Source organism: Falsiroseomonas sp. E2-1-a20, assembly GCF_051433195.1.
Classification (GTDB): Bacteria; Pseudomonadota; Alphaproteobacteria; order Acetobacterales; family Acetobacteraceae; genus Falsiroseomonas.
On the sequence record NZ_JBHMFT010000010.1, the window covers coordinates 44,334 to 58,530 of the forward strand.

General features: G+C 72.5%; 14 protein-coding genes. 8 read left to right on the forward strand and 6 right to left on the reverse strand.

Annotation, left to right across the window (positions count from 1 at the left end; genetic code table 11):
• The first annotated feature begins 107 nt into the window (after positions 1-107).
• From ACFHPP_RS13860 to ACFHPP_RS13890, 7 genes are all read left to right on the forward strand, one after another.
• On the forward strand, positions 108-836 hold the full coding sequence (locus ACFHPP_RS13860) for a DUF2076 domain-containing protein (RefSeq protein ID WP_437163836.1): 729 nt from the start codon (positions 108-110) through the stop codon (positions 834-836).
• A gap of 63 nt (positions 837-899) precedes the next feature.
• The gene (locus ACFHPP_RS13865) at positions 900-1,754 is read left to right on the forward strand and encodes a LysR substrate-binding domain-containing protein (protein WP_437163837.1); all 855 of its coding nucleotides are present in this window, start codon (positions 900-902) and stop codon (positions 1,752-1,754) included.
• Complete coding sequence (gene wecB, locus ACFHPP_RS13870; RefSeq protein WP_437163838.1) at positions 1,751-2,872, forward strand: non-hydrolyzing UDP-N-acetylglucosamine 2-epimerase; 1,122 nt, start codon at positions 1,751-1,753, stop codon at positions 2,870-2,872. Before ACFHPP_RS13865 ends, wecB begins: the two co-directional genes overlap by 4 nt.
• A complete protein-coding gene (gene wecC / locus ACFHPP_RS13875; protein WP_437163839.1) occupies positions 2,854-4,119 on the forward strand; it encodes a UDP-N-acetyl-D-mannosamine dehydrogenase in 1,266 nt (421 codons plus the stop codon). Before wecB ends, wecC begins: the two co-directional genes overlap by 19 nt.
• 25 nt (positions 4,120-4,144) lie before the next feature.
• Positions 4,145-5,155 (forward strand): calcium/sodium antiporter, encoded by a 1,011-nt coding sequence (locus ACFHPP_RS13880; RefSeq protein ID WP_437163840.1) that lies wholly within the window; start codon positions 4,145-4,147, stop codon positions 5,153-5,155.
• Between the two features lie 72 nt (positions 5,156-5,227).
• Positions 5,228-6,469 (forward strand): MFS transporter, encoded by a 1,242-nt coding sequence (locus tag ACFHPP_RS13885; protein WP_437163841.1) that lies wholly within the window; start codon positions 5,228-5,230, stop codon positions 6,467-6,469.
• 1 nt (position 6,470) lies between these two features.
• A complete protein-coding gene (locus tag ACFHPP_RS13890; protein ID WP_437163842.1) occupies positions 6,471-7,118 on the forward strand; it encodes a trimeric intracellular cation channel family protein in 648 nt (215 codons plus the stop codon).
• A gap of 54 nt (positions 7,119-7,172) precedes the next feature.
• Here ACFHPP_RS13890 and ACFHPP_RS13895 read toward each other — a convergent pair whose 3' ends face one another.
• Together ACFHPP_RS13895 and ACFHPP_RS13900 are read right to left on the reverse strand one after the other, a co-directional pair.
• The gene (locus tag ACFHPP_RS13895; RefSeq protein WP_437163843.1) at positions 7,173-8,273 is read right to left on the reverse strand and encodes an alanine racemase; all 1,101 of its coding nucleotides are present in this window, start codon (positions 8,271-8,273) and stop codon (positions 7,173-7,175) included.
• Positions 8,270-9,388, reverse strand: coding sequence for a pyridoxal-phosphate dependent enzyme (locus ACFHPP_RS13900; RefSeq protein WP_437163844.1), 1,119 nt, complete (start codon positions 9,386-9,388; stop codon positions 8,270-8,272). Before ACFHPP_RS13900 ends, ACFHPP_RS13895 begins: the two co-directional genes overlap by 4 nt.
• A 51-nt stretch (positions 9,389-9,439) precedes the next feature.
• On the opposite strand from ACFHPP_RS13900, the gene ACFHPP_RS13905 reads away from it, so the two are divergent.
• Positions 9,440-10,546, forward strand: coding sequence for a M20/M25/M40 family metallo-hydrolase (locus tag ACFHPP_RS13905; protein ID WP_437163845.1), 1,107 nt, complete (start codon positions 9,440-9,442; stop codon positions 10,544-10,546).
• Here the strand turns inward: ACFHPP_RS13905 and ACFHPP_RS13910 are convergent.
• From ACFHPP_RS13910 to ACFHPP_RS13925, 4 genes are all read right to left on the reverse strand, one after another.
• Positions 10,540-11,883 carry a tetratricopeptide repeat protein gene (locus tag ACFHPP_RS13910; RefSeq protein ID WP_437163846.1) on the reverse strand — a complete coding sequence of 448 codons (1,344 nt, stop codon included), beginning with the start codon at positions 11,881-11,883 and terminating at the stop codon, positions 10,540-10,542. The two genes, ACFHPP_RS13905 and ACFHPP_RS13910, sit on opposite strands and share 7 nt — an antisense overlap.
• 67 nt (positions 11,884-11,950) lie before the next feature.
• The gene (locus ACFHPP_RS13915; RefSeq protein ID WP_437163847.1) at positions 11,951-12,625 is read right to left on the reverse strand and encodes an SDR family NAD(P)-dependent oxidoreductase; all 675 of its coding nucleotides are present in this window, start codon (positions 12,623-12,625) and stop codon (positions 11,951-11,953) included.
• A gap of 9 nt (positions 12,626-12,634) precedes the next feature.
• Positions 12,635-12,985, reverse strand: a complete 351-nt coding sequence (locus tag ACFHPP_RS13920) for a YnfA family protein (RefSeq protein WP_437163848.1) — start codon at positions 12,983-12,985, stop codon at positions 12,635-12,637.
• Positions 12,958-14,085, reverse strand: coding sequence for a M20 family metallopeptidase (locus tag ACFHPP_RS13925; RefSeq protein WP_437163849.1), 1,128 nt, complete (start codon positions 14,083-14,085; stop codon positions 12,958-12,960). Before ACFHPP_RS13925 ends, ACFHPP_RS13920 begins: the two co-directional genes overlap by 28 nt.
• Positions 14,086-14,197 lie beyond the last annotated feature (112 nt).

Below are 14,197 nucleotides of genomic sequence, written 5' to 3' on the forward strand. Positions count from 1 at the left end.
TGCGCCGCTTGAAAAGCCATAGGCTGCGGGCCAGCTAGGGCAGCGGATGACAGGCCGGTAATGAAATCCGCCGTGACATCGATCTTATTGAGAGGAACCGAGGGACCATGACCGACGAGGAACGCCGGATCATCACCGGCTATGTGGAGCGGGTGAGCGGCGCTGCAGGTGCGGCCCCGCCGCGCCCGGCCTCGCCATGGGGCGCCATGGGCGGCGGCCAGCAGCAGGCGCAGGCGCCGCTGCCGCCGGTGGACCCGGAGGCCGACCGGCTGATCGGCGACCTGTTCTCCCGCTACCCGGAGGCACGCTACCGCATCACCCAGACCGCCTTCGTGCAGGAGCACGCGGTGGTGGAGATGCAGAACCGCATCCAGCAGCTGGAGTGGGAGCTGGAGCAGGCGCAGAGCCAGGCGCAGCAGGCCCAGCAGCAGCCGGCGCAGCGCGGCGGCCTGTTCGGCGGCATGTTCGGCGGCGGCCAGCAGCAGCCGCAACGCCCGATGATGCGCACCCGGCCGCAGCCGCAGCCGCAGTACCCGCCGGGCTACAACCCGCAGGCGCTGCAGCAGGGCCAGAGCGGCGGCTTCATGCGCACGGCGATGATGACGGCGGTCGGCGTCGCCGGCGGCATGATGCTCGGCAATGCGCTGATGGGCGCGCTCGGCGGCGGGACCGCCGAGGCCGCGACACCGGCAGCCGACGCCGCCGGCGGCTTCGGGGAAGAGGCGGTGCCGACCTCCTCGCCCTGGACCGAGCCGGGGGCGGAGGACGGCGCCCAGGGCTACCAGGACGATGCCTCCGCCTATGACGATGGCGGCGGCTACGACGAGGACATCTGAGTCGGGCCTGTAATTCAACCCGGGGTTGCTAGTTGAACGCTGATTAACCATCATCGGCGGACCATGAGGATCCCCGACCTCGACCTGGACCTGCTGCGCTGCTTCGTGATGGTCGCCGAGGAAGGCGGCTTCACGGTAGCCGGCCTGTCGCTCGGGCTGACGCAATCCGCCGTCAGCCTGAAGGTGAAGCGGCTGGAGGAGCTGGTGCGGCGGCCGGTGTTCCGGCGCACCAGCCGCAAGGTCGAGCTGACGGCGGAAGGCGAGACCCTGCTCGCCTATGCCCGCCGCATGCTGGCACTGAACGACGAGGCGGTGCGGCGGATGGTGGCGCCGCCGGTCGCCGGCCGCCTGCGGCTGGGTGTCGCCGACCATTTCGTGCCGCGCAGCCTGGCCCACATCCTGGCCCGCTTCGCCCGCACCTACCCCGAGGCGCGGCTGGAGGTGGAAGTCGGCCGCAGCCACGAACTCCGCGCCAAGCAGGCGGCAGGCGCGCTGGACCTGGTGCTCGGCAAGCGACGGGACGGCGAGACGGCCGGCGTGCCGATCTGGACCGAGCCGGTGGTCTGGGCCGCTTCCCCCGACTGGGTCGCGCCGGAAGGCCGCCCGCTGCCGCTGGCGCTGCTGCCGGAGGGCTGCATGTTCCGCGAGCGCGCACTTCGCGCCCTGGCCCGCGCCGGCCTGCCCTTCGAGCCAGTGTTCACCTGCGACAGCCTGCTCGGCCTCGCCGCCGCCGCGCAGGCCGGCTTCGCGCTCACCGTGCTCGGCCGCAGCGGCTTCCCGGACGGGCTGCGGGAGGTGGCGGGGCTGCCCGAGCTTGGCGTGGTGGAGATGGCGGTGTTCGGCGATGCCGAGGGCCGCAGCCAGGTGGTGGCGCCGCTGGTAGGATTCATACGCGAAACCTTGGGGCGCACCACGTGAGCGACCGCCCCTGCCGCGTCCTGGTGGTGTTCGGCACGCGGCCGGAGGCGATCAAGATGATGCCGGTGCTGGCCGCGCTGCGGGCGCGGCAGGGCGTGGTGGCACTGGCCTGCGCCACCGGCCAGCACGGCGCGCTGGTGGCCGATGTGCTGGCGGAATTCGACGAGCGGGCGGATATCGACCTCGGCGCCCTGCCCGCCAATCTCGGCTTGCCGCTGCTGACCGGCTACCTGCTGACCGCCATGGCCGGCGCCATCGCCGCCGCCACGCCGGACCTGGTGCTGGTGCAGGGCGATACGCTCAGTGCCTTCGCCGCGGCGCTGGCGGCGCACCAGGCGCGGGTGCCGGTCGGACATGTCGAGGCCGGCCTGCGCTCCGGCGACCTGGCGAACCCCTGGCCGGAGGAATTCCACCGCGTCGCGATCGATGCGCTGGCCGCGCTGCGCTTCGCGCCGACCGCGGCGGCGGCGGCCAACCTGGCCGCGGAGTACGGCAGCGGCCGCGTGCTGGTCACCGGCAACACCGGCATCGACGCGCTGTTCCGCGCCCGCCGCACCGGCGTGGTCCCGGTCGCGCTGGCGGAGGGCCGCCGGCTGCTGCTGGTGACGGCGCATCGGCGGGAGAACTGGGGTGCGCCGATGGCCCGTATCGCCGATGCCGTCGCCACGCTGGCCGGGCGCGGCGATGTCGAGATCGCCTGGCCGCTGCACCCCAACCCGTTGGTGCGCGGGCCGGTGACGGCGCGGCTCGGCGGCCTGCCGGGCATCCACCTGCTCGGCCCCCTGCCCTTCCGCGACAACGTCTCTCTGATGCGCGCGGCGCACCTGGTGCTGACCGACAGCGGCGGGATGCAGGAGGAAGCGCCCGCACTCGGCCGCCCCGTGCTGGTGCTGCGGGAGGTGACGGAACGGCCGGAGGTGGTGGAGGCCGGCGCGGCGCTGCTGGTCGGGACCGCCACCGGCAGCATCCTGGCGGCTGCCGGCCGCCTGCTGGATGACCCGGCGCTGTATGCCGCCATGGCCCGGCCGGTGTTTCCGTATGGCGACGGCCAGGCGGCCCGGCGGATCGCGGAGGCGGTGGATGCGTGGTGGGCGGCCACATGCCCGGTGCCCGCGTGACGGATGTCTGCGTGATGGGGCTCGGCTATGTCGGCCTGCCGGCGGCGGCGATGCTGGCCAGCCGCGGGCACCGGGTGGTGGGCTGCGACACCGACCCGCGCGTGGTCGCCGCCGTCGCCGCCGGCCAGGCGCATTTCCGCGAACCGGACCTCGACATGCTGCTGGCCGCGGCGCTGACCACCGGGCGGCTGCGGGCGCAGGGCGTGCCGGCGCCGGCCGGGGTCTTCGTCATCGCGGTGCCGACGCCGCTCGGGCCGGGCAACCGGCCGGACCTGTCCCGCGTCACCATGGCGGTGGCCGCCATCGCGCCGCTGCTTCGGCCGGGCGACCTGGTGCTGCTGGAATCGACCTGCCCGGTCGGCACGACGGAGGCGCTGGCCGCCCAGATCGCCGCCGGCCGGCCGGACCTGGTGCTGCCCCGGCGCGGCGCTCCGGCACCGGCGGGCTGCGTCCACCTGGCGCATTGCCCGGAACGCGTGCTGCCGGGCTCCATGCTGCGGGAGCTGGTGGCGAATGACCGCATCATCGGCGGCCTGACGCCGGACTGCGCGGAGCGCGCACGCGCCATCTATGCCAGCTTCGTCACCGGGCGCTGCTGGCTGACGGACAGCCGCACGGCGGAGCTGGCGAAGCTGGCCGAGAACGCCTTCCGGGACGTGAACATCGCCTTCGCCAACGAACTCGCCGCGGTCTGCGAAGGGCTGGAGGTGGACCCCTGGGCGGCCATCGCGCTGGCCAACCGGCATCCGCGCGTCGCCATCCTGCAACCCGGCGCCGGCGTCGGCGGGCATTGCATCGCGGTCGACCCCTGGTTCCTGGCCGATGCGGCACCCGACCAGGCCCGGCTGATCCGCACCGCCCGCGCGGTGAACGACGCGCGGCCGGGACAGGTGGCGGCGCAGGTGCGGGCGCTGGCGCGCGGCGTCGCCGAGCCGGTCGTGGCCTGCCTCGGCCTGACCTACAAGGCGGATGTCGAGGATCTGCGCGGCAGCCCGGCGCTGGCCATCGCCGAGGAACTGTCGCGCGACGGCACGTTAAGCCTGCTGTGCTGCGACCCGCTGCTGCCCGCCCTGCCGCCACCCCTTGCGGGCCGGACGAATGTGGCGCTGGCCGGGGTGGAGGCGGCGCTGGCGCGGGCCGATATCCTGGCGATCCTGGTGCCGCACCGGGCCTTCCGCGAGATCGACCCGGCGCGGCTGCGGCGGCGGCCGGTGGTGGATGCGGTGGGGCTGCTGGCGCAGCGCTGACGCCATTCGAGGAGACGAAAGACCGATGCCCACGCCGCTGCTGATCCTGCTCGGTCTCGTCCTGCTGGTCGTGGGTGGCGAGTTGTTCGTGCGCGGCGCCGTCCGCATCGCCGAACGGTTCGGCGTCTCGCCGCTGATGATCGGGCTGACGCTGGTCGGCTTCGGCACCTCGATGCCGGAACTGGTGACCAGCGTGCAGGCCTCGCTGGCGGGCGCGCCGGGCATCGCGGTGGGCAACATCGTCGGCTCCAACATCGCCAACATCCTGCTGATCCTGGGCATCTCCGCGCTGATCTTCCCGATCGCGGTGCCCTCCGCGGCGCTGCGGCGGGATGGCATGCTGGGGGCCGCGGCGGCGGCCGCGCTGGTGGCGGTGGCGCTGGTCTGGACGCTGGACCGCTGGGTGGGCGCGGCCTTCCTGGCCGGCCTCGTCGCCTACATCGCCTATGCCTGGCGGCAGGAGAGCGTGCCGGCCCCAGGTCACACGGCACCCGACCACACCGCCGCCTACGAGAAGGCGCAGGCCTTCGAGGGGGTGCATCCCCCCGGCAGCCTGCACCCGGCCGACCCGGCCGCGCCGGGCTGGCGCGGCACGCCGCTGTCGGTGGGCCTCGTGCTGGTGGGGCTGGTGCTGGTGGTGGCCGGCGGCGGGCTGCTGGTGGAAGGTGCGACGGCGCTGGCGCGCAGCCTGGGCGTGGCGGAGAGCATCATCGGCCTGACCATCGTCGCGGTCGGCACCTCGATGCCGGAACTGGTCACCTCCGTGGTCGCGGCGCTGCGGCGGCATGCGGATGTGGCGCTGGGCAACGTGCTGGGGTCCAACATCTACAACGTGCTGGGCATCGGCGGCGCCACCGGGCTGATCGCGCCCACCGCCATCCCGGCCGACATCGCCGGCTTCGACGTCTACGTCATGCTCGCCGTGGCGCTGCTGCTGCTGGTCTTCGCGCGCACCGGCTGGCGGATCGGGCGGCGGGAGGGGGCGCTGCTGGTGACGTGCTACGTCGGCTACATCGCCTGGTCCTGGCCCACCTGATGGACGCCGGGCTGATTGACCACCCCGCGCCACGGGCGCAATTTCAGGGCGAAGACACGGAGCCTGCCTGCCATGGCCGCCGCCGCCCCTGCCGAAGCGCCGCCCGCCGCCGGCCATGACGCCCGCATCCTGGCGCTGATCGGCACCGGCCACTTCCTCAGCCATTTCTACATGCTGTGCCTGCCGCCGCTGTTCATCGCCTGGCGCGCCGAATTCGATGTCTCCTACGCCGCGCTCGGCCTGGCCTTCGCGTTGATGAGCGCGACGACGGCGGCGTTGCAGACGCCGGTGGGCTTCCTGGTGGACCGGCACGGCGCGCGGCCCTTCCTGGTCGGCGGCGTGCTGCTGATGGCGCTGTCCATCGCCGCGATGTCGGTCGCGCCGGGCTACTGGGCGATCCTGCTACTGGCGGTGCTGTCGGGGGTGGGCAATTCCGTGATCCACCCGGCGGACTACGCCATCCTCGGCGGGTCGATCCACCCGAGCCGCATCGGCCGCGCGTTCGCCATGCACACTTTTACGGGCAACCTCGGCTTCGCGGCGGCGCCGCCGACAGTCGCCGCCATGCTGCTGGTGATGGGCTGGAGGCCGACCCTGCTGATCCTGGGGCTGCTCGGCATCCCGGTGGTGCTGGCGATCCTGTGGCAGAGCCGCATCCTGCGGGACCAGGCGAAGCCGAAGGCCAAGCCGGGCCAGGCGGCCGCGCCGAGTGGCCGGGAATTGCTGCTGTCCCGGCCCATCCTGCTGTTCTTCGGCTTCTTCCTGCTGTCCGCCATGGCGGGGTCCGTCATCCAGACCTTCACCATCACCGTGCTGGGGGAGCTTTGGGGCACGCCGGTGGCCGTCGCCTCCTTCGCGCTCACCGGCTACATGGTGGGCGCGACCAGCGGCACGCTGGTGGGCGGCTGGTTCGCCGATCGCTCCCAGAAGCACATGCCCTTCGTCATCATCCTGACCACGCTGGCCGCGCTGATCCTGGTGTTCATCGGCGCGGTGCCGGTGCCGGAATGGCTGCTGCCGCTGCTGGCGGGTGCGGCGGGGCTGGCCATGGGATCCTCCCGCACGCCCCGCGACGTGATGCTGAAGAACGCCATCCCGCCCGGGCAGATGGGCAAGGTGTTCGGCTTCGTCTCCTCCGGCCTGCCGCTGGGGGGCGCCATCACCCCGGTGCCGCTGGGCTGGCTGATCGACCTGGGCCTGGCCTGGATGGTGCTGCCGATCGCGGCGGCGCTGCTGCTGGGGTCGCTGCTGTGCATGGGTGGCGCCAATGGGGCGGCGCGCGCGGCCCGGCCGCTCGCGGTTCCGGCCGAGTAGCTTGGGCGGCTTCGACAGCGCGCTGCGGGTCCTGGACCTGCTGGGCATCGCGGTGTTCGCCGCCTCCGGCGCGCTGGTGGCCAGCCGGAAGCAGTTGGACGCGGTGGGCTTCGTGCTGATCGGCGTCATCACCGGCATCGGCGGCGGCACGGTGCGCGACCTGATGCTGGGGCGCACCCCGATCTTCTGGCTGAACCAGCCCGAAATTCCCGCCATTGCCGCCGCCGCCGCGCTGCTGGTGTTCTTCTTCGCGCATCTGATCGAGAGCCGGTTCAAGGCGCTGCTGTGGGCGGATGCGCTGGGGCTGGCCCTGTTCGCGGTGATCGGGGCGGAGATCGCGCTGATCGCGGGCGCGGAGCCCTGGGCGGCGGTGCTGCTCGGCACCATCACGGCCACCGCCGGCGGCATTCTCCGGGATGTGGTCTGCAACGAGTTGCCGCTGATCCTGCGGCGGGAGATCTACATCACCGCGGCGGCCGCGGCGGCGCTGGCTTATGTCGCGCTGCGCCTGGCACCGCTGCCGCGCGATGTTTCCCTGGTTGCCGGCATCGCGGTGGGCTTCGGGCTGCGCGGTGCCGCGATCTGGCGCGGCTGGTCACTGCCGACCTACCGGGCGCGACCGGCGCGGGATTATCCGGACCAGCGGTAGCGCGTTTTCAACGCAGGCGACTTCGCCTGACGGCTCGGAAAACGCGCCAAAAAGCTACCAGCCGTTGACCCGGTTCCACACCGCCACCACCCGTCCCGTCTCGTCCAGCACGTGGTAGTGCGCATGCGCCGCCGCCGTCAGGCAGACATGGTTGGGCGCGATGCGCAGCCGCGTGCCGACCGGCAGGCGATCCAGCGGCAGGTCGTCGCCGCGCACCTCGCCATGTTCCTGGTGCACCCGCACCACCATCGCTTCGCCCAGGCTCGCCCTGCCGTCGCGGTCCAGCACGCGGCCGAACTTCCAGTCCTTCGGCGCCGCTTCCGTGCTGCGATCCTTGGACAGCGCCAGCGCCCCGGCATCGACCAGCACCGCGCCGCGGGCAGGGTAGCGGCCAATCACGCTGGTCAGCACGGTGACGGCAATATCCTCCAGCGGATGCACGCCGAGCTGCGCCTGCAACAGGTCGCCCATCATGTAGACGCCGGCCCGCATCTCCGTGACGCCCTCCAGATGCGCGGCGAACAGCGCGGTGGGGGAGGCGCCGGCGGAGACGATCTTCACCGTGCACCCGGCGTCGCGCAGCCGCGTCGCGGCGGCGACGATGCCGGCGCGCTCGACCTCGGCCAGGTCGCGCATCGCCTGGTCGGAGCGCCCGGCATAGGAATGCCCGGAATGCGACATCACGCCGGCCAGCTTCGGGCCGAGCGCGCGGCCGATCTCGACCAGCATGTCGTCGTCTGGCGCAACACCGGCGCGGCCTTCGCCGACATCGACCTCGATCAGGGTCGGCAGGTGGCCGGGATGCGCGGCGATGGCCTTCGCCGTGTCCAGGCCATCGGTGATGATCTTCACCTGCCCGCCCTCGGCATTCAGCGCCGCCACCGCGCCGAGCTTTGCGGGCACGATGCCGACGGCATAGACCTGGTCGCGGAAGCCGTGCGCGGCGAAGTAGCGCGCCTCGGCCAGGGTGCTGACGGTGATCGGGCCGCCGCCGGGGGCGGCCAGTTCGGCGACGGCGGCGGATTTCGCCGTCTTCATGTGCGGCCGCAGCACAACGCCAGGGTGGCGCGCCACGGCGTCGGCCATCCGCGCGATGTTGCGCTTCAGCGTGGGCAGGTCGAGCAGCAGGCAGGGGGTCGGCAGGTGGTCGATCACAGCGCCACTCCCAGCATCTCGGCATAGCGCGGCGTGGCCTTCAGGCCGGTGCCGGTGAGGACGACGACGGTGGTCTCGCGTTCCGCGATGCGCCCCTGCGTCCGCAGCAGGTCGTAGGCGGCGGCGGCCTGGGCGCAGGTCGGCTCGACATAGATGCCGGTGCGGGCCAGGGCCAGCGCGGCGGCGGCGATCTCCGCTTCCTCCACCAGCACGGCGCCGCCCTGCGTTTCGCGCAACGCGGCCAGGCATTCCGGCAGCCGGATCGGCTGGGCGATGGCGGTACCCTCCGCGATGGTGGGCTTCGCCTCCACGGCCGGCAGGCCCAGCGCGGCGCGGGCGATGGGGCCGCAATTCGCCGGCTGCACCGCCCAGATGCGCGGAAGCTTGCCAATCTGGCCGGCCCGGAGAAGCTCGGAGAATCCGAGCCAGCAGCCGAGCACGTTGGAGCCCGCGCCGCAGGGCACGATGACGTTGTCCGGTGCCCGAAAGCCGAGATCCTCCCACAGCTCATAGGCCAGGGTCTTGGTGCCCTCCAGGAAGAAGGGCTGCCAGTTGTGGCTGGCGTAGAACAGGTTTGCGGATTCGCGCAGCGCCGCGTCGGCGCAGTCCTGGCGGCTGCCGGGGATCAGGCGGATGCTGGCGCCTGCCGCCCGCGACTGCACGGTCTTGGCCGGGCTGGTGCTGTCGGGGACGAAGATCGTCGCCGCCATCCCGCCGGCGGCGGCATAAGCGGAAACGGCGGCGCCGCCATTGCCGGATGAATCCTCCAGCACGGCGGAAATGCCCTGGTCCGCCAGCAGCGACAGCATGACGGAGGCACCGCGATCCTTGAAGCTGCCGGTGGGCATGAACCACTCGCATTTCAGCAGCGCGGTGCCGCCCGGCAGCCGCCGTTCCACCAGGGGCGTGCAGCCTTCCCCCATCGTGATCGGCGCGCGCGGCTGCCAGGGCAGCGCGGCGGCGTAGCGCCAGATGCTGCGGGTGCCGCTGGCGATGTCGGCGCGGGAGAGGCCGTCGCGCGGCGTCAGCAGCAGCGGCGCCTGGCCGTCGCCGCACCAGCGGGGCGTGTCGAGCGGCCAGGTGTGGCCGCTGCGTGGGTCGAGGTAGCTTTGCATGGCGCGCATCCTCCCTTGCCCGACGCATCGCGGCAAGCGACCCTGCCGCGCATGAACACCCAGGACCCCGTGCTGCGCCTCGCAGCCGACCTCATCGCGATCGACAGCCGATCGACGCTCAGCAACCTGCCCGTGGCGGAGCGGATCGAGCAGGAACTTTCCGCCTTCGAGGTGGAGCGGATCGACTATGTCGATGCGAACGGCGTCGCCAAGCGGGCGCTGGTCGCGCATCGCGGGCCGAAGGGCGGATACGCGCTGTCCGGGCACATGGACACGGTGCCGGCGACGGGGTGGGAGTCGGCGCCCTGGACACCGCGCCTCGATGCGGCGGGGATGCTGCACGGGTTGGGCAGCGTCGACATGAAGGGGCAGGTCGCGGCGGCGATCGTCGCCGCGCAGCACGCCCCCGCCGATGTGCCGGTGACGCTGCTGATCACGACGGATGAGGAGACCACCAAGCAGGGCGCGCTGCGCATCGCGCGCGACAGCGCCTTGGCAAAATCGCTCGGCCTGCAAGGCATCTTCGTGGTCGAGCCGACCGGGCTGGTGCCGGTGCGCGGGCATCGCAGCCACATCGCCTTCACCGCCACGGCGCATGGGGTGCAGGCGCATTCCTCGACCGGCAAGGGCACCAATGCGAACTGGAAGCTGCTGCCCTTCCTGGTCGCGATGCGCGCCGTGCATGACGAGTTGCGGACCAATCCCGCCCTGCAGGATGCGGATTACGACCCGCCCTTTTCCGACTTCAACCTGATCCTGGACAACCACGGCACCGCGGTGAACGTCACGGTGGCCAAGGCCACGGCCCAGATCAAGTTCCGCTACAGCGCCAAGGTGGACCCGCAGCCAATCCTGCACGCCGTGCGCCAGGCGGCCCGCGACGCCGGCATCGACCTGGCGGAGCAGACGGAGGGGTTTCCGCCCGAACTGCCGGCGACTCACCCCTTGGTCGGGCTGGCCGTGCAGTTGACCAACCGGGCGCCGAAGACCGCGCCCTACGGCACGGATGCCAGCCAGTTGCAGGCGCTGGCCCCCTGCGTGGTGCTGGGTCCCGGCGATATCGGCACGGCGCATACGCCGCATGAATGCGTCCGCGCGCAGGACCTGCTGGATGCGGTGCCGGTGTTCGGGCGGGTGTTCGCGGCGACGGTTCAGTAGGCCACCGCCAGCGCCGCCTCCGCGAAGCCGACACGTCGCGCCGGCGGCACCGGGGACCGCCCGGCGGCGCGCTCCAGCGCCAGCTTCGCATCGCCGAGCCGCCCGGCCTTCATGGCGCTGTCGACGAAAAGCTGTTCCAGCACATCCTGCTGCGCGTGGCTGCCGCCCAGGCGGTGCAGCGTGCCGAGTGCGGGGCGCAGCACGGCGCAGGCCTCGTCGTAGCGGTGTTCGGCATGCAGCGCGACGGCGCGGGTGGCGGGCAGGGCCGCGTCGCGCAGCACGGCGGCGTGCGGCGTGTTGCCGCGCGCCGCTTCCTCCAGCGCCGCCAGGTGGCGCTTCGCCGCCTCGCCGCGCCCGGTGGCGGCCAGCGCCATCATCCAGTGCGGCTGGGTGAAGGCGGACAGCGTGTCGCCGATGCGCGCTTCCGCCTTGTCCGCCAGCTCCCGCCAGCGGTCGCCCACGGCGATGCCGCGCAGCTCCAGCCGGAACAGCATGGACGCGGCGTTCTGCATGTCGATGTAGAGGTCCGGCTGCGCCTGCGTCACCTTGGACAGCGGGTCGCGGAAGCGCCGGTCGTACAGCCCCAGCACCGCGTCGAAATCGCGGTTCTCCAGGTGGAACAGCGCCTGGTGCCACCAGAGGTGGTGCATCAGGTTGTTCCCGCCATCCCAGTTCGGCTCCAGCGCCGCGATCCAGTCCAGGCCCTCGCTGCGGCGGCCCTGCATTTCCAGCACATGCGCCACGCCATGCGCGGCCCACAGGTCGCCCGGGTCGATGTCGATGGCGGCGCGGCCGGCGGCCTCCGCGGTGGTGTAGAGCCCGGCCTCCTCATGCGCGAAGCAGAGGCAGGCGAGCACGCTGCCCCAGCCCGGGATCTCGGGCGACCAGCCCGGCATCACCCGTTCCACCGATCCGACCATGCGGCCGGGGGCGCCCATCCAGAAGGCGCAGAAATGATGCAGCCGGAAGGCCAGCAGGTCGCGCGGCGCCTCGGCGTTGATGCCCTCCCAGATCGCCAGCGCGCGGTCCGGGCGTCCGTCGATCCAGGCGGCAAGCGCTGCCATGTGCGCGCGTTCGCGCGTGGTGCCGCCGAGTGCCTCGGCGCGCGAGAGGCAGGTGGTGGCGCGGGCGAGCATGCCCTGGTCGTAGGCCAGCATGGCGAAGCTGCCCGCCATCACCTGGCCGAGCGGCGCGGTTGGGTCCAGCGTCAGGAAGGCCTTCAGCCGCAGGCCGGTGTCGAAGCGGTACTTCAGGAACCCCTCGATGACGTGGTCGTAGGCCCGCGCGGCTTCGGCGGAGGCGACGGTGAGGGCGTTGCCCTGGGCGTCCTGATACATCGGTGGTTCCTCTGCTAGAGCGGCCGATTCACGCCTTCGGACCTGCGGCCCTCCGACGATCGGACGCTCAAAAAGTCTCGACCCAGGGCCGCAGCTCGATCTCGGCGGACCAGGCGCTGCGGGGCTGGCGGATGGCGGCGAGCGCCGCGGTGGCGATGGCGTCGGGGTCGAGCAGGCTGTCCTGCTTGGTCTCCGGCCGCCGCGGGCTGCGGATGCCGCCATCGACCACGATATGCACGACATGGACGCCCTGCGGGTGCAATTCACGGGCGAGCGACTGGCCCAGCCCGCGCAGCGCGAATTTTCCCATGGCGAAGGGGGCGGATCGGGCGAAGCCCTTCACCCCGGCGGAGGCCCCGGTCAGCAGGATGGTGCCGGACCCGCGCCGCAGCATGTGGCGGGCGGCCTGCTGCGCCACCACGAAGGCGCCGAAGGCGCAGACCTCCAGCGTCCGGCGCACATCCTCCGGCTCCAGTTCCACCAGCGGGCCACGGACGCGGAAGGAGGGGTTGTACAGCACCACCTCGGCCTCCGAGGCCTCCGGCGCCGCGAACAGGGCGGCGACCTGGGCCGGGTCGCTGGCGTCGCAGGCATTCAGGCTGGCGCCGGTCTCGGCGGCCAGGTCCGCGAGCTTGGCGGTATCCCGCGCGGCCAGGGCCACGGCATAGCCCTCCGCCGCCAGCAGGCGGGCGAAGCTGGCGGAGAAGCCGGGTCCGGCGCCGACGATCAAGGCTCGCTGCATCTTCGTGTCCTATCCCGGCCGTGGCGCGAACAGGATGAGGCCCGCGCCCGCAAGGCATATCAGCATGCCGAGCGCATCGTAGCGATCCGGCCGCGCGCCCTCCACCACCCACATCCAGCCGAGCGAGGCGGCGATGTAGATGCCGCCATAGGCGGCGAAGGCGCGGCCGGCGAAGGGGCTGTCGATCCGGGTCAGCAGCCAGGCGAAGGCCGCGAGGCACGCCAGCCCCGGCAGCAGCCACCAGGCGCTGCGCCCGTCCCGCAGCACCGCCCAGGCGGCGAAGCAGCCGGCGATCTCGGCCAGTGCCGCCAGGGCGTACAGGCCGAGGCTGCTCAGTCGATGCTCTCCAGCAGGCCGCACAGCGTGGTGCAGCGCGCCGAAAGGTCGCGCCACAGGATGTGCTCGTGCGGCGCATGCGCCCCGGCGCCGGTGCAGCCCAGGCCGTCCAGCGTCGGGATGCCCAGGGCCGCGGTAAAGTTGCCATCCGATCCGCCGCCGCGATGCTGCTTCGGCAGATCATAGCCCGCCGCCGCGGCCAGGGCCTTCGCCCGGTCGTAGAGGCCGAGGATGTCGGCCGATTCGGCGAAGGGCGGCCGGTTCATCCCGCCGGTGATGCTGACGAAAATGCCGTCCTGCTCACCGGCCAGGCCGAGGATCAGCTTCTCCAGCCGCTCCCCTTCCGCGATGGTCGGCACGCGCAGGTCGACCTCCGCGCCGGCATCCGGCGGGATGACGTTGGGGCGGGTGCCGCCCCAGACCGGCGCGACATTGGTGGTGATGCCGGCCTGCAAATCCGTCAGCTCGTGGATGCGCAGCACCAGGCGGGACAGGGCGACGACGGCGCTGCGGCCCTCCGCCCAGTTGCCGCCGGCGTGGGAGGAGATGCCCTGGATCTTGATCTCGAAGCGGCCGACGCCCTTGCGCGCCGTGACGCAGGCGCCGCCGGCCCCGGCCGGTTCCGGGATCAGCACGGCGCGGGCACCCCTCGCCGTCGCCTCGATGATATCGCGGCTGGTCGGGCTGCCGACTTCCTCATCCGGCGTCAGCAGCAGGGCGAGCGGGCGCTTCGTCGGGGTCTTCTGGCGCAGGATCTCCCGCACCGAATGGAAGGCCATGAAGCTGCCGGCCTTCATGTCGTAGATGCCGGGGCCATAGGCCTTGTCGCCATCCACGCGGAACGGCATCGAGGACGCCAGCGTGCCATGGTCCCACACCGTGTCCAGGTGGCCGGCGACCACCACCGGCGCACCCTCGCCGGGCGTGCGGCACAGCAGCGTGTCGCCATAGCCATCGCGTCCCGGCATCCGCGTGACGGCGCCGCCCACGGCGCGCAGGTCGGTCTCGCAACGGTCCATCAGCCTGTTGACGGCGCCGGCATCGGTCGTCGGCGTTTCCTGCTCCACCCAGAAGCGCAGTTCTTCCAGAAGCCGTTCCGGGCTGCCGATCTTCGTTGCGGGCATATCGGGTTCCATGCGCTTTGAGAGGGCCGTTGTGGCAAGCGGGACGGGCCTTGTCGATCCGGCGGGGCACGGCTAACGCAGCCTTGTCGCAGCGCAGCAACCGGGGGAGATT